Below are 25,970 nucleotides of genomic sequence, written 5' to 3'. Positions count from 1 at the left end.
GGCCATGGCTTCCGCAGATGTCTGGCTGCCCATTCCGCCCGCCGAGATGGACGGACTGCCCGAGTCGTTCCGCTACGTCCACTGGGACGGGGAGGAGGAGTTCCCGGCGGACCCCGCGGACTGCGTCTTCTACGCCGTTCCCTATCTGAAGGGTCCGGCCGTCGCCGTACGCCCGCTGGCGCACATGCCGAACGTGCGGGTGGTGCAGACGCTCACCGCCGGCATCGACCACGTGGAGTCCGCCGTACCGCAACTGCCCCGGGGCACGCTGCTGTGCAACGCCCGCGGCGTCCACGACGCGAGCACCGCCGAACTCGCCCTCGCCCTCGCCCTCGCCTCGCTGCGCGGCATCCCCTCCTTCGTCCGCGCCCAGGACGCCGGCCGGTGGAGTCAGGCATTCAGGCCCTCCCTCGCCGACCGGACGGCGCTGATCGTCGGCTACGGCTCCATCGGGGCCGCCATCGAGGACCGGCTGGAGCCCTTCGAACCGGAGGCGGTCCACCGGGTGGCCCGTACCGCCCGCACCACTCCGCGCGGTCCGGTGCACACCCTCGCCGACCTGCCCCGGCTGCTGCCCGGGGCCGACGTGGTCTTCCTGGCCACCCCGCTCACCGACGCCACCCGCCGTCTGGTGGACGCGGACTTCCTGGCCCGTATGAAGGACGGAGCGCTGCTGGTGAACGTCGGACGCGGCGCCGTCGTGGACACCGGCGCGCTGCTGGCGGAGCTGGAGTCCGGGCGGCTGAGGGCGGCGCTCGACGTCACCGACCCCGAGCCGCTGCCCGGCGACCACCCGTTGTGGAAGGCGCCCGGCACCCTGATCACGCCGCACGTGGGGGGGCCGACGTCCGCGTTCATGCCGCGTGCCAAGCGGCTCCTCCGTGCCCAGTTGCGGCGTTTCGCGGCCGGGGAGGAACCGGAGAACGTCGTCGCGGCGGCCGGGTGACGACCCGTCCGGGCGGCGGAGGGGACGGGAAGAGGGCGGGGGCGTGAGGCGGGTGGTGTAGGCGCGGATGACCGCCCACACCGTCGCCCGCACGCTCCGGATACGGGTGGCTGCGGATTGTATCGGCAATTCATCCATTCGTCACGCTGTGTAGAAGACCTATGTCCCTGAGTGACCGACCTGGTGTATCGTCCGATCCGGGGGTGTACCAGACCAGCGAGGGGGGACGGGCGACATGCACGGCCACCGGACGAACCACCGGACGCACGAACGGTGTTGGACACGGCCCCGGCCCGCGGGGCCCGGGCCGGGAGAGGGCCTGCCGCACCCGGAGGCGGCGCGATGAGCGCCCGGGGGGCGGAGCAGCCGCGCTTCCCGCGGCTTCCCCGTACGGCCCGCCCGCACGGCGGAGCGGGCGCCGGGGAGCGGCGGGCGTTCCCGCGACTGGTGCTGGCCGCCGTGTGCGGGGTGTACGCGGTGGGCGCGGCGCTGGGCTGGGGATCGCCGGCGGTGGCGCTGTTCATGGGCGACTTCGGGCTGAGCGCCGCGGCCTTCACGGCCGCGGGGTCGTGTGTGCACTACGCCCGCACCCACCCGGACACGCCGTTCCGGCCCGCCTGGACGCTGTTCGGGATCTCCTCGGCCATGGCCGGGCTCGGCAACGGGATCTGGGGCTGGTACGAGGTCGTGCTGGGCGTGCCCGTGCCCAGCCCCTCGGCGGCGGACTTCTGCTTCCTGCTGTTCGCGCCCCCGGCCATCGTCGGACTGCTGGTCCTCGCCAAACGGCCGGTCACCCGGGCGGGCTGGACGCGCCTGGTCCTGGACACCTGGCTGGTCGGCGGCTCGCTGCTCACCCTCTCCTGGAGCCTGGCGCTGGACCACCCCTCGTACTGGCAGGGCGAGTCCCTCTCCCTGGTGGCCCTCTCGCTGGCCTACCCCCTGATGGACATCGTGCTGATCAGCATGGTCCTCGCACTCCACTTCCGCCGCTCGTCCGCCCACCGGTCCGCGGTCAACACCGTCATCGGGGCCCTCGCCCTCACCGTGCTCTGCGACGCCCTGTTCACCTCGCCCCTGCTGCGGGAGAACTACTCCTCCGGCCAGATCCTCGACGCGGGCTGGTTCGCCGGCTCGCTGCTGCTCGCGTACGCCCCCTGGGTCGGCGCCCGGGAGGGGAGCGGCGGCCGGCACGCGCCCCTGCGCCAGGCCGGCCGTCCGCCCGCGCCGGCGAACGGAGCGATGGCCGGATCGCTGGCCGCCCTCGCGCCGTACCTGGCGGCCGCCGTCTGCACCCTGGGGATCCTCTACAACGTCCGCGGCGGCGGGGCCATCGACCCGGTGGTGCTGCTCACCGGCTGCACCGTCGTCCTGGCCCTGGTGCTCCGGCAGGGCATCATGCTGATGGAGAACATCCGCCTCACCCAGGAACTGGCCCAGAAGGAGAACCACTTCAGGTCACTGGTGCAGGGGTCCAGCGACGTCATCATGATCGCCTCGCCGGCCGGGATGCTGCGCTACGTCTCCCCGGCCGCCGCCGGCGTCTACGGCCGGGAGCCGGACAAGCTGGTCGGCTCCGAACTGGCCTCCCTCATCCACCCCGAGGACCTCGGCCGGGTCCTGCACGAGTTGCGCCGCTTCCTGGCCACCCCGCCCCGGGAGGAGCCCTCCACCCGCATCGAGTGCCGCATCCGGCACGCCTCGGGCCGCTGGCTCAACGTGGAGTCCACGGTCAACCGCTACCAGGGCGGCCTGATCTTCAACAGCCGCGACGTGACCGAACGGGTGCGGCTCCAGGCGCAGCTCCAGCACAACGCCTCCCACGACCCGCTGACCGACCTGCCCAACCGCTCGCTGTTCACCGAGCGCGTCCGCCAGGCGCTCGGCGGCCGGCGCCGGGGCGACGCCGGGGCGGGCCACACGGCGGTGCTCTACATCGACCTCGACGGCTTCAAGGCCGTCAACGACACCATCGGACACCAGGCGGGGGACGAACTGCTGGTCCAGGCGGCCCGCCGGCTGCGGGAGGCCGTACGCGCGGGGGACACCGCGGCCCGGCTCGGCGGCGACGAGTTCGCCGCGCTCATCGTCGGCGACGGGAAGTGCGACCGGGCCGAGCGCGAGTACCGCGTCCTGGAGATCGCCGAGCGGCTGCGCACCACCCTCTCCCGGCCCTACCGGGTCGAGGGCGGCGAGGCGCGGGTCGCCGCCTCCATCGGAGTGGCCTTCGCCGAGCCCGGAGTGACCCCGGCCGTGCTGATGCGCCACGCCGACCTGGCGATGTACCGCGCCAAGCAGGCGGGCAAGAACCGGGTCGAGCTGTACGCCTCGCAGCCGCAGGCCGAGGCCGTCCGCCGGGCGGAGCTGACCACCGACCGGCTGCGCGGAGTGCTGGCCGAGAGCGAGTTCGCGCTGCTCCACCAGCCCGTGGTCGAACTCTCCAGCGGAAAGATCGCCTCGGTCGCGGCCCAGGCCCGCAGGCGCTCCGCCCGGGGCGTGCTGTTCCCGCCGGGCGGGCCCCAGCCCGCCCCCCAGGCCCAGACCGCGCCGCCGGGGCAGTACGGCCCGCAGCCCCCGCACGTCCCCGCCGCCGACCCCCGCGGTGACGGCGGCGCGGACGCGGGCCGCTGGCTGCTGCGCAGGGCCGTCGAGCAGGCCGCCGAACGGCACCACGCGGGCTACCGCGTACCGGTGTCCGTACGGCTGGACGCGCGCCGCCTCACCGACCGCTCCACGACCCCGGCCACCGTCGAGGCGCTGCTGTCCCGGCACGGACTGCCGCCCGACGCCCTCGTCATCGAACTGGCCGACACCGACCCCCGCGTCTCCCTGGACGAACTGGAGCTGTGGGTCACCGCGCTGCGGCGGATCGGGGTCGGCATCACCCTGGACGGCTTCGGCGGTGCCCACTCCGGCCTCGCCGCGCTCCGCAGGCTTCCCGCCGACGCGCTCAGGCTGGACCGCGCCCTGGTCGACGGCGTGCTGGACTCCCCCAGGGTGCGGAAAATCACCACAGGGCTGCTGCGGATCGCCGACGACCTCGGGATGCTCTCCGTCGCCGACGGCGTGGACCTGCCCGAGCAGGCCGCGGCGCTGCGCGCCCTGGGCTGCACCCACGCCCAGGGGGCCGCCTTCTCCAAGCCCCTGGACGAGCACCGGCTCAGGCGCGCACTGGCCCGCGGGAGCTACCCCGTCTCCGGTGAGGAGCAGCATCTCTCGGGAGTCGGCCGCTCGGTGGTGGTCGCCGGTTCGCTGCCCGCGCGCAGGAGCGGACCGGCCGCGCACGGCCCGGCGGCGCATCCCCCATTGCGCTCAAATAGTGAGACGTCCGTCCCACCCACTTGACACCTCAGGCACCGCGGGAGGAAGGTCAGTGCCATGCGCACCCGAATTCTCGTACTTGGAAAGCGCGTCGACTGACACAGGGCACGCCCGCCCCGTGGACGACATCGACGCGCTCCCCTCGCTTGCCTGACGGCACGAGGGGTTTTTTGTTGCACCGGTGCCAGCGGCACTCGAGCGCGACCCACCCACAGCCACCTACAACGAGCGTCAAACCCTCAACTCTCCGAGAAGAGACAAGTGATGACCGAGCAGGCCACCGGGGCCCCCCGCCCGCAGCCGCGGGCCCGTACCGGCGGAGCGCAGCCGCAGCCCGCCACCGTCGAGCACGTCACGGGAGCCCAGTCCCTCATCCGTTCTCTCGAGGAAGTCGGCGCCGACACGGTATTCGGCATTCCGGGGGGCGCCATCCTGCCCGCGTACGACCCGATGATGGACTCCTCCCGGGTGCGCCACGTCCTGGTCCGCCACGAGCAGGGCGCGGGCCACGCCGCCACCGGCTACGCCCAGGCCACCGGCAAGGTCGGCGTCTGCATGGCCACCTCCGGCCCCGGCGCCACCAATCTGGTCACCCCGATCGCCGACGCGCACATGGACTCCGTCCCGCTGGTCGCGATCACCGGCCAGGTGGCCTCCAAGGCGATCGGCACCGACGCCTTCCAGGAAGCCGACATCTGCGGCATCACCATGCCGGTCACCAAGCACAACTACCTGGTCACCGACCCGGCGGACATCCCGCGGGTGATCGCCGAGGCGTTCCACATCGCCTCCACCGGCCGGCCCGGCCCGGTCCTGGTGGACATCGCCAAGGACGCCCTCCAGGCGCGGACGACCTTCTCCTGGCCCCCCGCCACGGACCTGCCCGGCTACCGCCCGGTGACCAAGCCGCACGCCAAGCAGATCCGCGAGGCCGCCCGGCTGATCACCGAGGCCGCACGCCCGGTGCTGTACGTGGGCGGCGGCGTCCTGAAGGCCGGGGCCACCACGGAGCTGAAGGTGCTGGCCGAGCTGACCGGCGCCCCCGTGACCACCACCCTGATGGCGCTGGGCGCCTTCCCCGACAGCCATCCGCAGCACCTGGGCATGCCCGGCATGCACGGCACCGTCGCGGCCGTCACCGCCCTGCAGAAGGCCGATCTGATCGTCGCGCTCGGCGCCCGCTTCGACGACCGCGTCACGGGCAGGCTGGACTCCTTCGCGCCGTACGCGAAGATCGTGCACGCCGACATCGACCCGGCCGAGATCGGCAAGAACCGCGCCGCCGACGTCCCGATCGTCGGTGACGCCCGCGAGGTCATCGCCGACCTGATCGTGGCCGTGCGCGCCGAGCAGGAGGCGGGCAACACCGGCGACCACACCGAGTGGTGGCAGCAGCTGAACCGCTGGCGCGAGACATACCCGCTGGGCTACGACCACCCCGAGGACGGCTCCCTGGCCCCGCAGCAGGTCATCGAGCGCATCGGCGCACTGGCCCCCGAGGGCACGGTCTTCGCCGCCGGCGTGGGCCAGCACCAGATGTGGGCCGCCCACTTCATCAAGTACGAGAAGCCCGCCACCTGGCTCAACTCCGGCGGCCTGGGCACCATGGGCTACGCCGTCCCGGCGGCGCTGGGCGCGAAGGCCGGCGTCCCGGACCGCACCGTCTGGGCGATCGACGGCGACGGCTGCTTCCAGATGACCAACCAGGAGCTGGTGACCGCCGCGCTCAACGGCATCCCGATCAAGGTCGCGATCATCAACAACGGCGCCCTGGGAATGGTCCGCCAGTGGCAGACCCTCTTCTACAACCAGCGCTACTCCAACACCGTGCTGCACAGCGGCCCGGACGCCGTCAGCCCCGAGAACAGGGGCACCCGCGTCCCGGACTTCGTGAAGCTGGCGGAGGCCATGGGCTGCGTCGGCATCCGCTGCGAGGACCCCGCGCAGCTCGACGCGGTGATCGAGAAGGCCAACTCCATCAACGACCGCCCCGTGGTCGTGGACTTCATCGTCCACGAGGACGCCATGGTCTGGCCGATGGTCGCGGCCGGCACCTCCAACGACGAGGTCATGGCGGCGCGCGGCGTCCGCCCCGACTTCGGCGACAGCGACGACTGAGTACCCAGAGGAACGGAGCACCCAGCCCGATGTCCAAGCACACGCTCTCCGTCCTGGTGGAGAACACCCCCGGCATCCTCGCCCGGATCGCCGCCCTGTTCTCCCGTCGCGGTTTCAACATCGACTCGCTCGCCGTCGGCGTCACCGAGCACCCCGACATCTCCCGCATCACCATCGTGGTGAACGTCGAGGACCTGCCGCTGGAGCAGGTGACCAAGCAGCTCAACAAGCTCGTCAGCGTACTGAAGATCGTCGAACTGGAGCCGGGTTCCGCCGTCCAGCGCGAACTCGTCCTGGTGAAGGTCCGCGCCGACAACGAGACGCGCTCGCAGATCGTCGAGATCGTCCAGCTCTTCCGCGCCAAGACCGTCGACGTCTCCCCGGAGGCCGTCACCATCGAGGCGACCGGCAGCAGCGACAAGCTGGAGGCCATGCTCAAGATGCTGGAGCAGTTCGGCATCAAGGAACTGGTCCAGTCCGGCACTATCGCGATCGGCCGCGGAGCGAGGTCGATCACCGACCGTTCGCTGCGCGCGCTCGACCGGACCGCATAGCGAGACCCCAGCCCGTCCCCGCCCGCACCGGCATACGGTGGCTCCGGCGGCGGTTCCGGGGACGGGCCCCGCACCCCCGACCCGTACGGCGAGACCGCCGGTGCGGCAAGAACAACAAGGAGATATCCCAAGTGGCCGAGCTGTTCTACGACGACGACGCCGACCTGTCCATCATCCAGGGCCGCAAGGTCGCGGTCCTCGGTTACGGCAGCCAGGGCCACGCCCACGCCCTGTCCCTGCGCGACTCGGGCGTCGACGTCCGAGTCGGTCTCCCGGAGGGCTCCAAGTCCCGGGCCAAGGCCGAGGAGCAGGGGCTGCGCGTGGTCACCCCGGCGGAGGCCGCCGCCGAGGCCGACGTGATCATGGTCCTGGTGCCGGACCCGATCCAGGCCAAGGTCTACGAGGAGTCCATCGCCCCGAACCTCAAGGACGGCGACGCCCTCTTCTTCGGCCACGGCTTCAACATCCGCTTCGGCTTCATCGAGCCCCCGGCCGGCGTGGACGTCTGCATGGTCGCGCCCAAGGGCCCGGGCCACCTGGTCCGCCGCCAGTTCGAGGAGGGCCGCGGCGTCCCCTGCATCGCGGCCGTCGAGCAGGACGCCACCGGCGGCGCCTTCCAGCTGGCCCTGTCCTACGCCAAGGGCATCGGCGGCACCCGCGCAGGCGTCATCAAGACCACCTTCACCGAGGAGACCGAGACCGACCTGTTCGGTGAGCAGGCCGTGCTGTGCGGCGGCGCCTCGGCCCTGGTCAAGGCGGGCTTCGAGACCCTGGTCGAGGCCGGCTACCAGCCCGAGATCGCGTACTTCGAGTGCCTCCACGAGCTGAAGCTGATCGTGGACCTGATGTACGAGGGCGGCCTGGAGAAGATGCGCTGGTCGGTCTCCGAGACCGCCGAGTGGGGCGACTACGTCACCGGCCCGCGGATCATCAACGAGAACACCAAGGCCGAGATGAAGAAGGTCCTGGCCGAGATCCAGGACGGCACCTTCGCCAGGAACTGGATGGCCGAGTACAACGCCGGCCTGCCCAAGTACAACGAGTACAAGAAGGCCGACGGCGACCACCTGCTGGAGACCACCGGCCGTGAGCTGCGCAAGCTCATGAGCTGGGTCGACGACGAGAACTGAGCGGACCGCCGGGCCGGCCTGACGGCCCGGCGCCGCCCGCCCCGCCCGCAGGTGGACGCCGCGGCCCGCGACGGGACGGGGCGGCCCCGGTGATCGGCCACCGGGCCGCCCCTCCGCCGATACACTGCACACACAAGCGCGTCACAGGCTCACAGCGTCGTGCGTCTCCACGCGGCTGCCCACCTCCACCGCCCTCGGCCGTCGGGACGCGGCCGCCGGCACGGACCAGTGAGGACTGAAGACCGAAGTGAGCAAACCCGTAGTACTCATCGCCGAAGAACTCTCCCCGGCCACGGTCGACGCCCTCGGCCCGGACTTCGAGATCCGGCACTGCAACGGAGCCGACCGAGCCGAGCTCCTGACCGCCATCGCCGGCGTCGACGCGATCCTGGTGCGCAGCGCCACCAAGGTCGACGCCGAGGCCATCGCCGCGGCCCGGCGGCTGAAGGTCGTCGCCCGCGCGGGAGTCGGCCTGGACAACGTCGACGTCTCCGCCGCCACCAAGGCCGGCGTGATGGTCGTCAACGCGCCGACCTCCAACATCGTCACCGCGGCCGAGCTGGCCTGCGGCCTGCTCATCGCCACCGCCCGCAACATCCCGCAGGCCAACACCGCCCTGAAGAACGGCGAGTGGAAGCGCAGCAAGTACACCGGCGTGGAGCTGTCGGAGAAGACCCTCGGCGTCGTCGGCCTCGGCCGCATCGGCGTCCTGGTCGCCCAGCGGATGTCCGCCTTCGGCATGAAGGTCGTCGCCTACGACCCCTATGTGCAGCCCGCCCGGGCCGCGCAGATGGGCGTCAAGCTGCTCTCCCTGGACGAGCTGCTGGAGACCGCCGACTTCATCACCGTCCACCTGCCCAAGACCCCCGAGACGCTGGGTCTGATCGGCGACGAGGCGCTCCACAAGGTCAAGCCGAGCGTGCGGATCGTCAACGCCGCGCGCGGCGGCATCGTGGACGAGGCGGCGCTGCTGTCGGCCCTGAAGGAGGGCCGGGTCGCGGGCGCGGGCCTGGACGTGTACGCCACCGAGCCGTGCACCGACTCCCCGCTGTTCGCCTTCGACAACGTCGTGTGCACCCCGCACCTGGGCGCCTCCACCGGCGAGGCCCAGGAGAAGGCGGGCATCGCGGTCGCCCGCTCGGTGCGGCTGGCGCTGGCCGGCGAGCTGGTCCCGGACGCGGTCAACGTCCAGGGCGGCGTGATCGCCGAGGACGTCCGGCCCGGGCTGCCGCTGGCCGAGCGGCTGGGGCGGATCTTCACCGCGCTGGCGGGCGAGGTCGCCGTCCGGCTCGATGTCGAGGTCTACGGCGAGATCACCCAGCACGACGTCAAGGTGCTCGAACTCTCCGCGCTCAAGGGCGTCTTCGAGGACGTCGTCGACGAGACGGTCAGCTACGTCAACGCGCCGCTGTTCGCGCAGGAGCGCGGGGTGGAGGTCCGGCTGACCACCAGCTCGGAGTCCCCGGAGCACCGCAACGTGGTGACCGTGCGCGGCACCCTGGCCGACGGCCAGGAGGTCTCGGTCTCGGGCACCCTCTCCGGTCCCAAGCACGTCCAGAAGATCGTCGCCGTCGGCGAGTACGACGTCGACCTGGCGCTGGCCGAGCACATGGCCTTCCTGCGGTACGCCGACCGTCCCGGTGTGGTCGGCACCGTCGGCCGCATCCTGGGCGAGGCCGGCGTCAACATCGCCGGCATGCAGGTCTCCCGCGCCGAGGAGGGCGGTGAGGCACTGGTCGCCCTCACCGTGGACGGCCCCATCCCGCTTCCGGTGATGGGTGAGATCGCCCAGGAGATCGGCGCCACCTCGGCCCGCAACGTCAACCTGGAGGACTGATCTCAGGTCCCTCTCCCGGGTGAACTTCCGGGGGTGGGATCCGCAGACCGCCACGGCCCCGGCGCGGACGTCCGCGCCGGGGCCGTGGCGGTCCGCCGCACAGCAGCCGGCGCCCCGCGGGGGCGGCCCGTCAGCCCCGGAGCAGCCGCGCCGTCTTCAGTGCCATGTGCAGCAGCAGCCGGTCCTCGCCGTCGTCCAGGTCGAGGCCGGTGAGCTGCTCCACCCGCGACAGCCGGTAGTACAGCGTCTGCCGGTGGACGCCCAGCAGCGCCGCGGTGCGGCCCGCCTGGCCCGCGCAGTCCAGGAACGCCTCGGCGGTACGGGCCATCTCCCGGTGGCCGGGCTCCAGCAGCGCCCGCACCGACGGGTCCGGCGCACCGGCCGCCGACGGCGAGCCGGACGGGCGGGCGAGCATGGCCAGCAGCCGGTACGGCCCGATCCGGTCCCACCGCGCCACCGGCCCGAACCTGCTCTCCGCCCGTGCCGCCCGTGCCGCGGCCAGCGCCTGCCGCCAGGCGCCGGGCACTCCTCCCAGGCCCGTGCAGGGCTCGCCGATCCCCGCCGCCGCCCCGGCGCGCGGCGAGCGCAGCAGCCGTTCGGCGGCGGTGCGGGCCGGATCCATGCCGCCGGGGGTGCGCAGCCGCACCAGCACGGCCAGGCCCTCCGCCCCCGGCACCGCGCACATCGCGACCGCGCCGGGGATCCCGGGCGCCGCCGCCGACCGGCCCTCCGTCTCCGCTTCCGCCTCGCCCTCCCACGGCACCACGGCCACCACCGCCAGCGGACCCGCCGCCACCGGCCCCAGCTCCCCGGCCAGTTCCGCCTCCGCGAGTTCCGCGGCCGCCCGGTGCCCCGGTGCCGCGGTGAGCAGCGCGCACAGCAGCTCGCCCCGGCGCGCGCCCGCCCGGGACTCGTCGGCCAGCAGCGCACCGATGCGGCGCGCGACGGCCTGCACGTCCGCCAGCCGGGGATCGGACAGCTCCAGCGCACCGTCGTCCAGCAGCCAGATGTAACCCAGCACCACACCGCCGTGCCGCACCGGCACGCAGATCCGGCCCCGCAGCACCCCGGCCGACGGGTCCGGCGGAATCCGTACGGGCTCCACCGCCCGGGTGATGCCGAAGCTCTCGAACCACGCCCGCACCCGGGCGGTGGAGCGGCGCTGGAGGATCGAGCGGGTGCGCACCGGGTCCATCAGAAGGGCGCCGTCCTCTTCGTCGCCCTCCCCCTCGTGGGCACCGAAGGCGATCAGCCCGAAGTCGCGGTTCTCCAGTGTCGCGGGGGTACCGAGGAGAGCGGTCACCTCGTCGATCAGCACCTGGTAGTCCTCGCGCACCGTTTCGCGCCGCCTTTCGCACACCGCCCGCGGCACACCCGCGGACACCGCCATTGTCATACAGGTGTATGAGATCCGGGCCATGGAAGCGTGACAGCTGTCGATGGCGGGAAAGCGGAGCGATCCTTAGTTTCGACGGTGGCTCACCAGCCGCTCGAACACCGTCAGAGAACCGCCCGTGGAGGTGCCCCGTGCTGGGTCCCGTGCTCCTCGCGGCCGCGCGCAGCGACAACATCCGCCGCGTCGTGTCGGCCGCACCGGTCACCCGTCCCGTGGTGGACCGCTTCATCGCCGGAGAGCGCCTCGACCAGGCCATGGAGACCGTCCGCTCCCTGACCGGCCGGGGCCTGGAGGTCACCCTCGACCACCTGGGCGAGGACGTCACCGACCGCACCGAGGCCCTGCGCGCCCGCGACGCCTACCTGGCCCTGGCCGAGGCGCTGCGGGAGGCCGGCCTCGGGGTTCGGGCCGAGATGTCGGTGAAGCTCTCCGCTTTCGGGCAGTCCCTGCCGGACGGCGACGACATCGCCTACGAGGGCGTCCTGCGGGTCGCGGAGGCCGCCGCCGAGGCGGGCACGACCGTCACCCTGGACATGGAGGACCACACCACGGTCGACTCCACGCTGGCCATCCTGGCGAAGCTGCGCGAGCGCTTCCCCGCCACGGGCGCGGTGCTCCAGTCGTACCTGTACCGCACCGAGGACGACTGCCGCGCCCTGGCCGGCGAGGGATCCCGGGTCCGGCTGGTCAAGGGCGCCTACAAGGAGCCCGCGTCCGTCGCCCTCCAGGACAAGCGCGAGGTGGACCGGGCGTACGTCCGCTGCCTGCGGATCCTGATGGCGGGCGAGGGCTACCCGATGATCGGCTCCCACGACCCGCGGATGGTGGCCATCGCCCAGGAACTGGCCCGCCGCGCCGGCCGCAAGCCGGACGAGTACGAGTTCCAGATGCTGTACGGCATCCGCACCGCCGAGCAGGAGCGGCTGGCAGGCGCCGGCCACCGGATGCGCGTGTACGTCCCGTACGGCACCGACTGGTACGGGTACTTCATGCGGCGCCTGGCCGAGCGCCCCGCGAACCTGGCGTTCTTCCTGCGCTCGCTGGCCACCAGAGGCTGAGCGGGGCGCTACCGCGCAAGGCCCCGACGCACGACGACAGACCCGAACCCTCGAAGGAGGCACGGCTCATGGACGCTGTGACCCAGGTCCCCACGCCGGTGAACGAGCCGGTGCACACCTACGCACCCGGCACCCCGGAGCGCGCCCGTCTCGAGGCCAGGCTCAAGGAGCTGGCCGAGAACCCGATCGACCTGACGATGACGATCGGCGGGAAGCGGCGGCTCGGCGGCGGTGAGCGCTTCGACGTCGTACAGCCCCACAACCACAAGGCGGTGCTGGGCACCGCGGCCCACGCCACCCGGCAGGACGCGCAGGAGGCCATCGACGCGGCGCTGGCCGCCGCCCCGATGTGGCGCTCGCTCTCCTTCGACGACCGTGCCGCGGTCTTCCTGCGGGCCGCCGAACTGCTGGCCGGTCCCTGGCGCGAGACGATGGCCGCCTCCACCATGCTCGGCCAGTCCAAGACGGCGCAGCAGGCGGAGATCGACACCCCCTGCGAGCTGATCGACTTCTGGCGCTTCAACGTCCACTACGCACGCCAGATCCTGGCCGAGCAGCCGGTCGCCAACTCCCCGGGCGTGTGGAACCGGATGGACCACCGGCCGCTGGAGGGCTTCGTCTACGCGATCACGCCCTTCAACTTCACCGCCATCGCGGGCAACCTCCCCACCGCACCGGCCCTGATGGGCAACACGGTGATCTGGAAGCCCTCCCCGACCCAGACGCACGCCGCCGTGCTGCTGATGCGCCTGCTGGAGGAGGCGGGGCTGCCGGACGGCGTCATCAACCTGCTGACCGGTGACGGCAAGGAGGTCTCGGAGGTGGCGCTGGCCCACCCCGACCTGGCCGGCATCCACTTCACCGGCTCGACGAAGACCTTCCAGTACCTGTGGAAGACGGTCGGCAACAACATCGAGAACTACAAGACCTACCCGCGCCTGGTCGGCGAGACCGGCGGCAAGGACTTCGTCGTCGCCCACCCCTCGGCCGATCCGGCGGTGCTCAGGACCGCGCTGACCCGCGGCGCCTTCGAGTACCAGGGCCAGAAGTGCTCGGCCGCCTCGCGCGCCTACGTGCCGCGCTCCATCTGGGAGGGCGGTTTCAAGGAGGAGTTCACGGCCGAGGTCGAGGGCCTGACCATGGGCGACGTCACCGACCTGTCGAACTTCATGGGCGCCGTCATCGACGAGCGCGCCTTCGCCAAGAACAAGGCCGCCATCGAGCGTGCGGAGTCCGACCCGGCCTGCGAGATCGTCGCCGGCGGAAGCTGCGACGACAGCGTCGGCTACTTCGTCCGCCCGACCGTCATCACCTGCACCGACCCGGCCGGCGAGGTCTTCCGGCAGGAGTACTTCGGCCCGATCCTGGCCGTCCACGTCTACGAGGACGCGGAGTACGAGGCGGTGCTGGAGCAGATGGAGTCGGTCGCCCCCTACGGCCTGACCGGCTGCGTCATCGCCCAGGACCGCGCCGCCGCCGCGCACGCCTGCGAGAAGCTGCGCTTCGCCGCCGGCAACTTCTACATCAACGACAAGCCCACCGGCGCCGTCGTCGGCCAGCAGCCCTTCGGCGGAGGCCGGGCCTCGGGCACCAACGACAAGGCGGGCTCCAAGCAGAACCTGACGCGCTGGACGTCCACCCGCTCCATCAAGGAGAACCTGATCCCGCCGACCGACTACCGCTACCCCCACATGGGCTGACCTCCCTCAGCGGCCCATGAGCGGCGCCCCCGCCCGGATCCGTCCGGGCGGGGGCGCCGCCGCGTGCGGGCCAGGCGGTGTCAGGCGTTGCGGCACGGGCCGGTGATCGCCTCCCCGATCACGAAGCCCTTCGCCGCGCCGTCGAGGATCGCCACCTCGGTCCCGTACGGGACGCGGGTCTCGGCGGCGTAGACGGCCTCGCCGGGGGAGGGGGAGGTCAGCACGGTGACGGTGCCGTGGCCGTCGTGGTCGTCGTGGTCGTCGATCAGGACGTGCACCGGCACCCCTGCGCGGGCGTACGCGCGGCGCTTGTGGATGCGGTCGCGCTCGATCGCGCGGTGCCCGGGAGACCACCTCGACGACCATCTCCACACAGGACGCCTTCAGCCCCAGCCCGTCCTCGGTGACGTGCTCGGCGTCGTCCTCGGGGGGACGAACAGGCCGGGGACGCCGGAGCCCGTCCGCCCGTGCGCGCCCACAAGACCCCAACCCTCGCTCGAACGGGTGAAGTGTGCGGCGTCACAGTGACGAAACCGCAGGTCGGAGAAGGCCCCGTCTCAGATAGTAGGAAGGCCAACTAACCGGCGGGACATTACAGCTTTCAGCCCTTACTTTGGTAGGAGCCGAACGTCTCGCTCCATCAGCGAATGGCGGATGAGGCGCCGTGCCCGTCGCAGGTGACCCCTGCCGCACCGGCCGCCCCCGCCCTTACGGCGCGCTCGGGAAACCCTCCTCTTTCCACCCTCCGGTTCTTCCGTCCCCCAGGGAGTTCGCCATGGACGCGACCGCACGCCGCCGCCCCCGCCACACCGCCCGCGACCACCACGACAACGCCGACCGCCGCAACGCGGCCGCCGCCCTCCAGCGGGCGCTGGACCGCCGGGACAACGGCGGCGCCACCGGCCACTGAGGCCGGCTCCGCCGCCCGTCCGGACGCGGGCCGGACGCCCCGGGCCGTAACGCCGTACGAGCCGCGCCCGGAACCGAAGGGTCCCGGCTGCGGCTCGCACGGCGGTACGGCGGCGCTCGGGCGGTGCTCGGGCGGCGTTCGTACGGCGCCGGAGCGCCCGGTCCGCATCGCGGACAGCGTGTGTCATCTCCTGGGACGAGCGGTATGGTCCCTCCCATGTCTCGCAGCATCGACCTCGCAGTGATCCCCGGTGACGGCATCGGCCGGGAAGTCGTGGCCCAGGGCCTGAAGGTCCTGTCCGCCGTCCTCCCGCAGGACGCGAAGCTGCAGACACGGGAGTACGACCTCGGCGCGAAGCGCTGGCACGCCACCGGAGAGACCCTCCCGGACGCGGAGCTGGAGCGGCTCAAGGGGCACGACGCCATCCTGCTCGGCGCGATCGGCGACCCCTCCGTTCCCTCCGGGGTGCTGGAGCGCGGGCTGCTGCTCAAGCTGCGTTTCGCCTTCGACCACTACGTCAACCTGCGTCCCTCGAAGCTCTTCCCGAACACGGCGACCCCGCTGGAGGGCCGCCCGGACATCGACTTCGTCGTCGTCCGGGAGGGCACCGAGGGTCCGTACACCGGCAACGGCGGCTCCCTGCGCACCGGCACCCCGGCCGAGGTGGCCACCGAGGTCAGCGTGAACACCGCGTACGGCGTGGAGCGCGTGGTGCGGGACGCCTACGAGCGGGCGAAGGCCCGGCCGCGCAGGAAGCTCACGCTGGTCCACAAGAACAACGTCCTCGTGCACGCCGGCCACCTGTGGAAGAACATCTTCGACCGGGTCGGCGAGGAGTATCCCGAGGTCACCACCGACTACCTGCACGTGGACGCCGCGACGATCTTCTTCGTCACCCAGCCCGAGCGCTTCGACGTGATCGTCACCGACAACCTCTTCGGCGACATCCTCACCGACCTCGCCGCCGCCGTCACCGGCGGCATCGGACTGGCCGCCTCCGGGAACATCAACCCCACCGGCGCCTTCCCGTCGATGTTCGAGCCGGTCCACGGCTCCGCGCCCGACATCGCCGGCACCGGCAAGGCCGATCCCACCGCGACGATCCTGTCCGTCGCGCTGATGCTGCGGCACCTGGGCCTCGACCCCGAGGCGGCCCGCATCGAGGACGCGGTCTCGGCCGACCTCGCGGAGCGCTCCGCCGCCCGCACCACCGACGAGATCGGCGACGCCCTCGCGGCGCGAGTAGCCGGCTGACCCCCGGCCGTACGCTCCGTCCGGCCGGGCCGCAGGCGCCCGGCCGCTGGGCTACTCGGCGGTTGGGTGCGAACATCTACCACCAGGACCGCCCACCCGTGACCCCATGCGGTCTGCCGCCCCCGATAATCGGACATGGGGCCGCTGTACGCAGGGAAGCTCGGACGTCCTAGTACCGACCGGGGCGACGGGAGCGCGGTCCACCACGACACCCAGTGAAGGACGCGCTCACCATGACGACGCCCCGTATCGAATTCGACCTCAAGCCCTCCGCGCAGCTGCTGCCCGCCGCGGAGCGCGAGGCGGTGCTCGCCGACCCCGGCTTCGGCCGGCACTTCACCGACCACATGGTCACCATCCGGTGGACCGAGGGCCGGGGCTGGCACGACGCGCAGCTCCAGCCGTACGCCCCGTTCCAGATGGACCCGGCGAACATGACGCTGCACTACGCCCAGACGATCTTCGAGGGGCTGAAGGCGTACCGCCAGCCCGACGGCTCGGTCGCCGTCTTCCGCCCGGACGCCAACGCCCGGCGCTTCCAGCGCTCCGCGCGCCGGCTGGCGATGCCCGAACTGCCGGTGGAGACCTTCGTCGAGGCGTGCGACCTGCTGGTGCAGCAGGACAGGGCGTGGGTGCCCGGCAAGGGCGAGCAGTCGCTGTACCTGCGTCCCTTCATGTTCGCCGCGGAGGTCGGGCTCGGCGTCAAGCCCGCGAACGAGTACCTGTTCGTGGTGATCGCCTCGCCCGCGGGCGCCTACTTCCCGCGCGGCGTCAAGCCCGTCTCGGTCTGGCTGTCGCAGGAGTACGTGCGCGCCGCCCCCGGCGGCACGGGCGAGGCCAAGACCGGCGGCAACTACGCGGCCTCCCTCCTCCCGCAGGCCGAGGCCGCCGCGCACGGCTGCGAGCAGGTGGTGTACCTGGACGCCGGCGAGCGCCGCTGGATCGAGGAGATGGGCGGCATGAACATGTACTTCGTGTTCGGCTCGGGCAAGGACGCCACCATCGTCACGCCCAAGCTGACCGGCACCCTGCTGCCGGGCATCACCCGCGACTCGCTGCTGGCCATCGCGGGGGACCTGGGCTACCGCACCGAGGAGCGGCTCATCTCCGCCGAGGAGTGGCGCGAGGGCAACGCCGACGGTTCGATCACCGAGGTCTTCGCCTGCGGTACCGCCGCCGTCATCACCCCGGTCGGCGCGGTGAAGTCCGCCTCCGGCAACTGGACGGTGGGCGACGGCGAGCCGGGCGAGATCACGATGGAGCTGCGCGAGGCGCTGCTGGCGGTCCAGACCGGCCGCGCGCAGGACACGCACGGCTGGATGCACAAGCTGGCCTGAGAGTCCGGCCCGGCGGGGCGGGAGGGCCGCGAGCGTCCCGGCCCTCCCGCCCCGCCCGCTCTCTCCGCCCACCCCGCCGCCGACCGTGACCGACCACATCGTGAGACCGCCCGATCCGCGGAGCGGATTCGTGCCAGACTGTGCCCGTGCCTCACCTCGCCATGATTATCGGCAGCAGGCGCGCCGGTCCGCAGTGACCGCCTACGCACAGACCCGGTGCGGTGGCGGACACCGTGTCCCAGACCCGCGCGCAGACCTCTCGCACCCGCGAGGGGTCTTTTCGTTTTCCGGCACCACCCGGCCGGAACGAGGGCGTGAGGGATGATGGGGACAAGTAGGGCCAAGCATTCCGGACCTACATCCATCGACAGGAGCCAGACCAGCATGACCGACGCCGCGGCCTCCCGGCAGCCGGGGGACGCGTCCCCCGGCGACGCGTTCCACGTCTTCGACACCACGCTCCGCGACGGGGCACAGCGGGAGGGCATCAACCTCTCCGTCGCCGACAAGCTGACCATCGCCCGTCACCTGGACGACTTCGGTGTCGGCTTCATCGAGGGCGGCTGGCCCGGTGCCAACCCCCGGGACACCGAGTTCTTCCGGCGCGCCCGTGAGGAGATCGACTTCCGCCACGCACGGCTCGTCGCGTTCGGCGCCACCCGCAGGGCGGGCGTCGCGGCGGCCGACGATCCGCAGGTGCGGGCGCTGGTCGACTCGCAGGCGCCGGTGGTCACCATCGTGGCCAAGGCACACGACCGCCACGTCGAACTGGCGCTGCGCACCACGCTGGAGGAGAACCTGGCGATGGTCCGCGACACGGTGGAGCACCTGCGGGAGCAGGGCCGGCGGGTCTTCGTCGACTGCGAGCACTTCTTCGACGGCTACCTGGCCGATCCCGAGTACGCCAAGCAGGTCGTGCGCACCGCGTACGAGGCCGGAGCCGACGTGGTCGTGCTGTGCGACACCAACGGCGGCATGCTCCCCGCCCAGGTCCAGGCCGTGGTGCGGACGGTGCGCGCCGACACCGGCGCGCGCCTGGGCATCCACGCCCAGGACGACAGCGGCTGCGCCGTCGCCAACACCCTGGCCGCCGTGGACGCCGGCGCCACCCATGTGCAGTGCACCGCCAACGGCTACGGCGAGCGCGTGGGCAACGCCAACCTCTTCTCGGTGGTCGCCGCCCTGCAGCTCAAGTACGGCATGAAGGTCCTGCCCGAGGGCGCGCTGCGCGAGATGACGCGGATCTCCCACGCCATCGCCGAGGTCGTCAACCTCACGCCCTCCACCCACCAGCCGTACGTGGGTGTCTCGGCGTTCGCACACAAGGCCGGACTGCACGCCTCCGCCATCAAGGTGGACCCCGACCTCTACCAGCACATCGACCCCGAGCTGGTCGGCAACCGCCTGCGGATGCTGGTCTCCGACATGGCCGGCCGCGCCTCCATCGAGCTCAAGGGCCAGGAGCTGGGGATCGACCTCGGCGGCGACCGCGAGCTGGTCGGCCGGATCGTGGAGCGCGTCAAGGAGCGCGAACTGCGCGGTTACAGCTACGAGGCCGCCGACGCGTCCTTCGAGCTGCTGCTGAGGGAGGAGCTGCTGCGGGACGGGGCGGAGGGGCGTCCCCGGAGCTTCTTCACCACCGAGTCCTGGCGCGCCATCGTGGAGAACCGCCCCGACGGGTCCCACGCCAACGAGGCGACCGTGAAGCTGTGGGCCAAGGGCGAGCGCATCGTCTCCACCGCAGAGGGGAACGGCCCCGTCAACGCCCTGGACCGGGCGTTGCGGCTGGCTCTGGAGCGGATCTACCCCGAACTCGCCCAGATGGAGCTGGTGGACTACAAGGTCCGCATCCTGGCGGGCACCCACGGCACGGAGTCCACCACACGGGTGCTGGTGTCCACCGGCGACGGCGGCGGCGAGTGGTCCACCGTCGGAGTGGCCGACAACGTCATCGCCGCCTCCTGGCAGGCCCTCGTCGACGCCTACACCTACGGTCTGCTGCGCGCCGGCGTCGAGCCCCAGGGCTGACCGGCCGTCACGACACGCCCACCCAGGTCTGAACACCTTCCCCGGTGTGGACTGTGGGAACCCCACAGTCCACACCGGGGGAAACTGGGGATCCTCCCTGGTGTAACGGCGTCAGGGGCACGGTTCTGTCCAGCGTGGCCATGAATCGAGGGCTGAGACTGTACGAATCCGACGACAGCGAACAGCACGGTCGTTTCGTAGGGTCTGAACATGACCGATCTGTCCCAGACGCCGCCCGCGGCGAGCGACGCCCGTGGCCGTGTGGCGGAGTTGCACGCCATCCGTGAGCAGCTCCGGCGAGGTCCGAGCGAGCGGGCCACCGAGGCCCAGCATGCCAAGGGCAAGCTGACCGCGCGCGAGCGGATCGAACTGCTGCTGGACGAGGGGTCGTTCCAGGAGGTGGAGCCGCTGCGCCGGCACCGCGCCACCGGTTTCGGCCTGGAGGACCGCAGGCCGTACACCGACGGGGTGGTCACCGGCTGGGGCACGGTCGAGGGCCGTACCGTCTTCGTCTACGCCCACGACTTCCGGATCTTCGGCGGGGCGCTGGGCGAGGCCCACGCGAGCAAGATCCACAAGATCATGGACATGGCCATCGCGGCCGGTGCGCCGCTGGTCTCCCTCAACGACGGGGCCGGCGCCCGCATCCAGGAGGGCGTGGTGGCGCTGGCCGGCTACGGCGGCATCTTCCGCCGCAACACCAAGGCGTCCGGCGTCATCCCGCAGATCTCGGTGATGCTGGGGCCGTGCGCGGGCGGGGCGGCGTACTCCCCGGCGCTGACCGACTTCGTGTTCATGGTCCGCGAGACCTCGCAGATGTTCATCACCGGCCCCGACGTGGTCCAGGCGGTCACCGGCGCGCAGGTGAGCCAGAACGGGCTGGGCGGGGCGGATGTGCACGCCGCGACCTCCGGGGTGGCGCACTTCGCCTACGACGACGAGGCCACCTGCCTGGAGGAGGTCCGCTACCTGCTGTCCCTGCTGCCGTCCAACAACCGGGAGAACCCGCCGCGCACCGAGTGCGCCGACCCGGCCGACCGGCGCAGCGAGGTGCTGTACGACCTGGTGCCGGCCGACGGCAACCGCCCCTACGACATGCGGGCGGTGATCGAGGAGATCGTCGACGACGGCGAGATGCTGGAGGTCCACGAGCGCTGGGCCACCAACATCATCTGTGCGCTGGCCCGGCTGGACGGCCAGGTGGTGGGCGTGGTGGCCAACCAGCCCCAGCAGCTGGCCGGAGTGCTGGACATCCACGCCTCGGAGAAGGCCGCCCGCTTCGTGCAGATGTGCGACGCGTTCAACATCCCCATCGTCACCCTGCTGGACGTGCCGGGCTTCCTGCCGGGGGTGGACCAGGAGCACGGCGGGATCATCCGGCACGGCGCGAAGCTGCTGTACGCGTACTGCAACGCCACCGTGCCGCGGATCTCGCTGGTGCTGCGCAAGGCCTACGGGGGTGCGTACATCGTGATGGACTCCCAGTCCATCGGTGCGGACCTGACCTATGCCTGGCCGACCAACGAGATCGCGGTGATGGGCGCCGAGGGCGCGGCGGGTGTGATCTTCCGGCGGCAGATCGCCGCCGCCGACGATCCCGAGGCCACCCGGGCGGAGCTGGTCAAGGAGTACAAGGCCGAGTTGATGCACCCCTACTACGCGGCCGAGCGCGGCCTGGTCGACGACGTCATCGACCCCGCCGACACCCGCGGCGTCCTCATCGGCGCCCTGGCCATGCTCCGCACCAAGCACGCCGACCTGCCCGCCCGCAAGCACGGCAACCCGCCCCAGTGACACCTGTGAGGACAGCCCTGTGAACGTTCCCGCCACTGCCGCCGCCGTCACCGACGTGGTCCGTGTGGAGAAGGGCCACGCCAGCGAGGAGGAACTCGCCGCGGTCACCGCCCTGCTCATGGCCCGCGCAGCCGCCCACCAGGCCGGCCCGGCGGCCGCCTCCGGGCCGCGCCGCAGCACCGCGCCCTGGCGCCGTCTGGAGCGCACCTCCGGCTTCCGGGCCCCCCACAGCTGGCAGGGCTGACCGCAGGCCGGGGAACCGGGAGCGGAACCGGCCGCCGAGGCCGCGCGAACCGCCCCCTGAAACAGCTCGGCCCCGTACGCCTCGGGCGTACGGGGCCGACGAGGTCCGTCGTCGCGGAGTCGGTCAGCCGACGGGGGCGTCCACCAGGACGGTCCGGCGCGGGTTGGCGGTCTGGGCCGGAAGGTTCCCGGCCCCCTCCCCGCTCTCCGCACCCTCGGCCGGGACGACCGGGACCAGTCCGTCGGCGTCCCTGAGGTGGGCCAGGGTGGTGCGCTGCGGGTTGGCAACACTGCGCGTGATCATCGTGGTCTTCACCGAGTCCGCCTCGCTCGCCTTCTTGTCGTTTACATGCCTCGTGTAAAGCTGAGCGTAAGGGGCCCGTTCCCCTCCAGGGATGACCCGTATAACGATCAGTCTGTGATTTTACTCACGGAACGGCGGGCAAAAGCCGCACAACGGACCGTCAGGAGCGGTATCCCAAACGGTCATAAGCCTCACGAGCGGGTGATCCGCCCTCCGGTGTCGCTACCGGGGCAGTGAGCACTGTAGCGGCTCACGTGTGGCGCCAGCTGCCAAAAGTCCGCGATGCGCCGTATGCGTCTACACCCTCCGCCATGGACCATCTGCGTAGCGTCACGCATGTCACAGCCTTATCCACGGACCTTGTTGGAGATCCGGCACTGTGCTGGAATTCCACGGACCGCCGCAGGAGACGACCCGGCGCGCAAGGGGCGCACAGGAGCGCCGCGTGGCGGAGACTTGGGGGCGCGCCGGTCACTCACGACCGTCAGGGGGGTCCTTCGGGCCTTCCCGACTCGATACCGTTCCGCCGTTCGCGGGGGGACGCCTGGTCCAGAGGTTGCGACGCTAGTGCAGGGACGTTTCAAGAGGGATGGCAGCGCTGTGGGGGACCCGGAGCTGCGCGGTGCGACCGACCGCGGCTCCTCGCCACAGCGCGCCCAGGAGAGCGGTGGCCGGGAGCAGGCCCTCGACGCCGACAAGGGCAAGCGCGCCAAGGCGCGACCGGACGGCGAGGCCGAGGGCGCCCCGAAGCCCAAGGAGCCCGTTGCGACGGGCTCCCGTCTCGCCCTGCGCAACTGGCGCATCAGCACCCGTCTGGTCTCGCTGCTGGCCCTTCCGGTCGTCACGGCCACCTCGCTGGGCGCGCTGAGCATCAACAACTCGCTCGCCGAGGTCGACCAGCTCGACAACATGAAGCTCCTCACGGAGATGACCGAGCGCGCCACCGAGCTGGCGACGGCGCTCCAGGAGGAGCGGGACCGCTCGGCCGGCCCCCTGACCGGCACCGGCAACCCCAAGGACGACGCGGTCGTCGGCCCCCGTGAGGAGACCGACCAGGTCAAGGCGGCGTTCTTCGACGCCACCCCCGCGCTCGAGGAGGCCGACACAGGGCTCCTCTCCGGCGTCCGCGCCACGATCACGGACATCACCCGGCAGCTGAACCGGCTCAAGAGCATCCGGGAGCGGGCGTACGACAACCCGGACAACATCTCGCAGACGGTCAACGACTACAACCAGCTGATCCAGTCGCTGCTGAGCCTGTCCCAGGACATGGCGCAGGCCACCAGCAACCCGGAGATGATCCAGAGCACCCGTGCGCTGGCCGCGTTCTCCTCCGCCAAGGAGTACGCCTCCATGCAGCGGGCGATCATCAGCGCCGGTCTGGCCCGCGAGGACGGCCCCAAGCTGTCGGACAACGACCACCTGTACATCAGGACCGCCTGGGAGAGCGAGAGCGCGGCCCGCAAGCGCTTCGACGACATCTACGGCAACAACGAGGCGGCCGAGCTCACCAAGCCGCTCGACGAGGGCATCGTCAACATCACCTCGGCCGACGAGTACGCCGAGCGTGTGGTGAAGGACCCCAAGGGCATCTCGCGCGAGAACCGCTCCTACCTGGACTGGTTCGACCAGGACCAGGTCAAGATCGAGCAGATGCGGAAGATCGAGGCCTCGCTGCTCACGCAGATGGACGAGCAGGCCCGTACGCTGCGGGCCGAGGCCCAGCAGTCGGCCCTCTTCAACGGCATCCTGGTGCTGCTGGTGCTCGGCATCTCGCTGGTCGGCGCGTTCGTCGTGGCCCGCTCCATGATCCGCTCGCTGCGCCGGCTGCAGGACACCGCGCAGGACGTGGCCCACCGCCGCCTGCCCGAGCTGGTCAAGCAGCTCTCCGAGGCCGACCCGCAGGACGTCGACACCTCCGTGGAGTCCGTCGGCGTCCACAGCCGCGACGAGATCGGCCGGGTGGCCGCGGCGTTCGACGACGTCCACCGCGAGGCGGTCCGCCTCGCCGCCGAGCAGGCGCTGCTGCGGGGGAACGTCAACGCGATGTTCACCAACCTCTCGCGCCGCAGCCAGGGCCTGATCCAGCGTCAGCTCTCGCTCATCTCCGAGCTGGAGTCCCGCGAGGCCGACCCGGACCAGCTCTCCTCCCTGTTCAAGCTGGACCACCTGGCGACCCGTATGCGCCGCAACGGCGAGAACCTGCTGGTCCTCGCGGGCGAGGAGCCCGGCCGCCGCTGGACCCGCCCGGTGCCGCTGGTGGACGTGCTGCGCGCCGCCGCCTCCGAGGTGGAGCAGTACGAGCGCATCGAGCTGAACGCCGTTCCCACCACCGAGGTCGCCGGCCGGGTCGTCAACGACCTGGTGCACCTGCTGGCCGAGCTGCTGGAGAACGCCACCTCGTTCTCCTCGCCGCAGACCAAGGTCCGGGTCACCGGCCACGCGCTGCCCGACGGGCGGGTGCTGGTCGAGATCCACGACACCGGCATCGGGCTGTCGCCCGAGGACCTCGCGGCGATCAACGAGCGGCTCGCCAACCCCCCGACGGTCGACGTCTCGGTCTCCCGCCGCATGGGTCTGTTCGTGGTCGGCCGCCTGTCCCTGCGGCACGGCATCCGCATCCAGCTGCGCCCCTCCGACTCCGGCGGCACGACCGCGCTGGTCATGCTCCCGGTCGACGTCACCCAGCGCGGCGGCCAGCAGAAGAAGCCCACCGGCGACGGCGGCCAGGGCGCCGGTCCGTCCGCCACGCTGCGGCGCGAGCCGCAGGGCGGCGGTGCGCCGGCCGGTACCAGCAGGCTCGGCGCGCTGCCCACCCGCAACCAGGTCCAGGGCGGCCCCTCCTCGCGCGCCGCGCTCCCCGGCGGTCCTGCGGCGGGAGGCCCCGCAGGCGGTCCCGCGGGCGGGGGCTTCGGCGCACCCGGCCGTCCCGGCCCCGGACAGCCGTCCCGCCCCGGGCAGCCCGTCCGTCCCGCGGAGGGCGTCCCCGCGGGTGCCGCGGGCGCCTTCGGCCCCGGCGCGCGTCCCGAGCCCCGCACCGGCCAGCAGCCGCCGCAGCGGCACGACGGCGTCTCCGCCGGCGAACTGCCCGCCGGATCGGGTGAACGGCGTCCCAGCTGGGCCGAAGGTCGCGGCGAGCGGGCGTCCGGCCGGTACGAGGCCCACGACGCGCCGCGCGGTCACGAGGAGGCGGAGAGCACCTCGGAGTTCGCCCGCCCGGGCGGCCCCGGCGCCTATCCGCAGCAGCCCGCCGGGCCCGGCGAGACCGCCCAGCTTCCGCGTGTGGAGCCGCAGGGCGGCCCGCGCGGTCCGCAGGACACCGACCAGTACCCCCGGCCCCAGAGCCCGCAGCACACCGGCGAGTACGCCCTCCCGCGCGGTCCCCAGGAGACCGGTCAGTACCCGGCCGCCCAGGCTCCCCAGAGCCCGCAGGACACCGGCCAGTACGCCGTCCCCCGGCAGGGCGCCTCCACCGCCCGCGAGTCCTCCGCCTACGAACTGCCCGGCAGCAGCCCGGCCGCGACGGGTTCGGACGAGCGCACGCCGATCTTCGAGTCGATGGAGTCGAGCTGGTTCAGCGCCCGGCAGGCCGCCCAGCAGGCTCCGGCGACCGCGTCGTCGGGCGAGTCCCCGTCGCCGGGGGCGTCCGGCCCGGCAGCCCCGCGGCGGTCCGAGAGGCCCGCCCGGCCGGCACCCCAGCGGCAGTCCACCGGCGGATCCGGCGACGCCGGCGCCGGGTGGCAGGAGACCCCGAACGACGAGCGCTGGCGCCGGGCCGAACAGCTCCGCCAGCCCGCCGCCGGCGGGGTCACCACCTCCGGTCTGCCCCGCCGCGTGCCGCGCGCCAACCTCGTGGCGGGCACCGCGCAGCAGCGGCCGTCCACACCGACCGGCCCGCAGGTCTCGCGTGCGCCCGACGACGTACGCGGCCGGCTGACCAATCTCCGCCGAGGCATTCAGCAGGGCCGGCAGGCCGGAAGCGGCCAGGCCGGCGGCAGCCGCGGTACAGGCCCCACCTACCAGCAGGAGCGTTAGTTGAGTCC

At 72.3% G+C, this 25,970-nt stretch carries 18 protein-coding genes; 15 read left to right on the top strand and 3 right to left on the bottom strand.

The features are described from left to right. Nucleotides 1-4 precede the first annotated feature (4 nt). From QPK52_RS07360 to serA, 6 genes are all read left to right on the top strand, one after another. On the top strand, nt 5-946 hold the full coding sequence (locus QPK52_RS07360; protein WP_410536295.1) for a 2-hydroxyacid dehydrogenase: 942 nt from the start codon (nt 5-7) through the stop codon (nt 944-946). Nucleotides 947-1,288: 342 nt separating this feature from the next. Continuing rightward, on the top strand, nt 1,289-4,288 hold the full coding sequence (locus tag QPK52_RS07355) for a putative bifunctional diguanylate cyclase/phosphodiesterase (RefSeq protein WP_410536293.1): 3,000 nt from the start codon (nt 1,289-1,291) through the stop codon (nt 4,286-4,288). 240 nt (nt 4,289-4,528) lie between these two features. Further along, nucleotides 4,529-6,382, top strand: coding sequence for an acetolactate synthase large subunit (locus tag QPK52_RS07350; RefSeq protein ID WP_093663312.1), 1,854 nt, complete (start codon nt 4,529-4,531; stop codon nt 6,380-6,382). Nucleotides 6,383-6,411: 29 nt separating this feature from the next. Then, the gene (gene ilvN / locus QPK52_RS07345) at nt 6,412-6,936 is read left to right on the top strand and encodes an acetolactate synthase small subunit (RefSeq protein ID WP_093663300.1); all 525 of its coding nucleotides are present in this window, start codon (nt 6,412-6,414) and stop codon (nt 6,934-6,936) included. A gap of 131 nt (nt 6,937-7,067) precedes the next feature. After that, nucleotides 7,068-8,066: a ketol-acid reductoisomerase gene (gene ilvC / locus QPK52_RS07340; protein WP_410536291.1), complete on the top strand. Its 999-nt coding sequence runs from the start codon at nt 7,068-7,070 to the stop codon at nt 8,064-8,066. 247 nt (nt 8,067-8,313) lie between these two features. Then, entirely contained in the window at nt 8,314-9,903 is a 1,590-nt protein-coding gene (gene serA, locus QPK52_RS07335) for a phosphoglycerate dehydrogenase (RefSeq protein ID WP_410536289.1), read from the top strand. Nucleotides 9,904-10,033: 130 nt separating this feature from the next. Here serA and QPK52_RS07330 read toward each other — a convergent pair whose 3' ends face one another. Then, entirely contained in the window at nt 10,034-11,239 is a 1,206-nt protein-coding gene (locus QPK52_RS07330) for a PucR family transcriptional regulator (protein ID WP_410536287.1), read from the bottom strand. 191 nt (nt 11,240-11,430) lie between these two features. On the opposite strand from QPK52_RS07330, the gene QPK52_RS07325 reads away from it, so the two are divergent. Both QPK52_RS07325 and pruA read left to right on the top strand, forming a co-directional pair. Further along, nucleotides 11,431-12,357: a proline dehydrogenase family protein gene (locus QPK52_RS07325; protein ID WP_410536285.1), complete on the top strand. Its 927-nt coding sequence runs from the start codon at nt 11,431-11,433 to the stop codon at nt 12,355-12,357. Between the two features lie 68 nt (nt 12,358-12,425). Further along, on the top strand, nt 12,426-14,057 hold the full coding sequence (gene pruA, locus QPK52_RS07320; protein WP_410536284.1) for an L-glutamate gamma-semialdehyde dehydrogenase: 1,632 nt from the start codon (nt 12,426-12,428) through the stop codon (nt 14,055-14,057). Nucleotides 14,058-14,137: 80 nt separating this feature from the next. Here the strand turns inward: pruA and QPK52_RS07315 are convergent, their stop codons facing one another. Continuing rightward, the gene (locus QPK52_RS07315; RefSeq protein ID WP_410536282.1) at nt 14,138-14,335 is read right to left on the bottom strand and encodes a hypothetical protein; all 198 of its coding nucleotides are present in this window, start codon (nt 14,333-14,335) and stop codon (nt 14,138-14,140) included. Nucleotides 14,336-14,832: 497 nt separating this feature from the next. On the opposite strand from QPK52_RS07315, the gene QPK52_RS07310 reads away from it, so the two are divergent. From QPK52_RS07310 to QPK52_RS07285, 6 genes are all read left to right on the top strand, one after another. Continuing rightward, nucleotides 14,833-14,967 (top strand): hypothetical protein, encoded by a 135-nt coding sequence (locus tag QPK52_RS07310; protein ID WP_093663306.1) that lies wholly within the window; start codon nt 14,833-14,835, stop codon nt 14,965-14,967. 216 nt (nt 14,968-15,183) lie between these two features. Beyond that, nucleotides 15,184-16,221 (top strand): 3-isopropylmalate dehydrogenase, encoded by a 1,038-nt coding sequence (locus tag QPK52_RS07305; RefSeq protein WP_410536280.1) that lies wholly within the window; start codon nt 15,184-15,186, stop codon nt 16,219-16,221. 233 nt (nt 16,222-16,454) lie between these two features. Beyond that, nucleotides 16,455-17,558: a branched-chain amino acid aminotransferase gene (locus QPK52_RS07300; RefSeq protein WP_410536278.1), complete on the top strand. Its 1,104-nt coding sequence runs from the start codon at nt 16,455-16,457 to the stop codon at nt 17,556-17,558. A 384-nt stretch (nt 17,559-17,942) separates the two neighbouring features. Beyond that, on the top strand, nt 17,943-19,586 hold the full coding sequence (gene cimA / locus QPK52_RS07295) for a citramalate synthase (protein ID WP_410536276.1): 1,644 nt from the start codon (nt 17,943-17,945) through the stop codon (nt 19,584-19,586). Between the two features lie 210 nt (nt 19,587-19,796). Then, entirely contained in the window at nt 19,797-21,380 is a 1,584-nt protein-coding gene (locus QPK52_RS07290) for an acyl-CoA carboxylase subunit beta (protein WP_410536274.1), read from the top strand. 19 nt (nt 21,381-21,399) lie between these two features. Further along, nucleotides 21,400-21,624 (top strand): acyl-CoA carboxylase subunit epsilon, encoded by a 225-nt coding sequence (locus QPK52_RS07285; protein ID WP_410536272.1) that lies wholly within the window; start codon nt 21,400-21,402, stop codon nt 21,622-21,624. A gap of 123 nt (nt 21,625-21,747) precedes the next feature. Here QPK52_RS07285 and QPK52_RS07280 read toward each other — a convergent pair whose 3' ends face one another. Continuing rightward, nucleotides 21,748-21,939, bottom strand: a complete 192-nt coding sequence (locus QPK52_RS07280; RefSeq protein WP_410536270.1) for a hypothetical protein — start codon at nt 21,937-21,939, stop codon at nt 21,748-21,750. Between the two features lie 555 nt (nt 21,940-22,494). Between QPK52_RS07280 and QPK52_RS07275 the strand changes: the two genes are divergently transcribed. Then, on the top strand, nt 22,495-25,962 hold the full coding sequence (locus QPK52_RS07275; protein WP_410536268.1) for a nitrate- and nitrite sensing domain-containing protein: 3,468 nt from the start codon (nt 22,495-22,497) through the stop codon (nt 25,960-25,962). Nucleotides 25,963-25,970: the final 8 nt, after the last annotated feature.

The sequence above is a fragment of the Streptomyces sp. KL2 genome (assembly GCF_046529545.1).
GTDB lineage: Bacteria > Actinomycetota > Actinomycetes > Streptomycetales > Streptomycetaceae > Streptomyces > Streptomyces radiopugnans.
The sequence above is the reverse complement of the archived record's forward strand: the minus strand, read 5'-3'. Positions and strand labels throughout refer to the sequence as shown.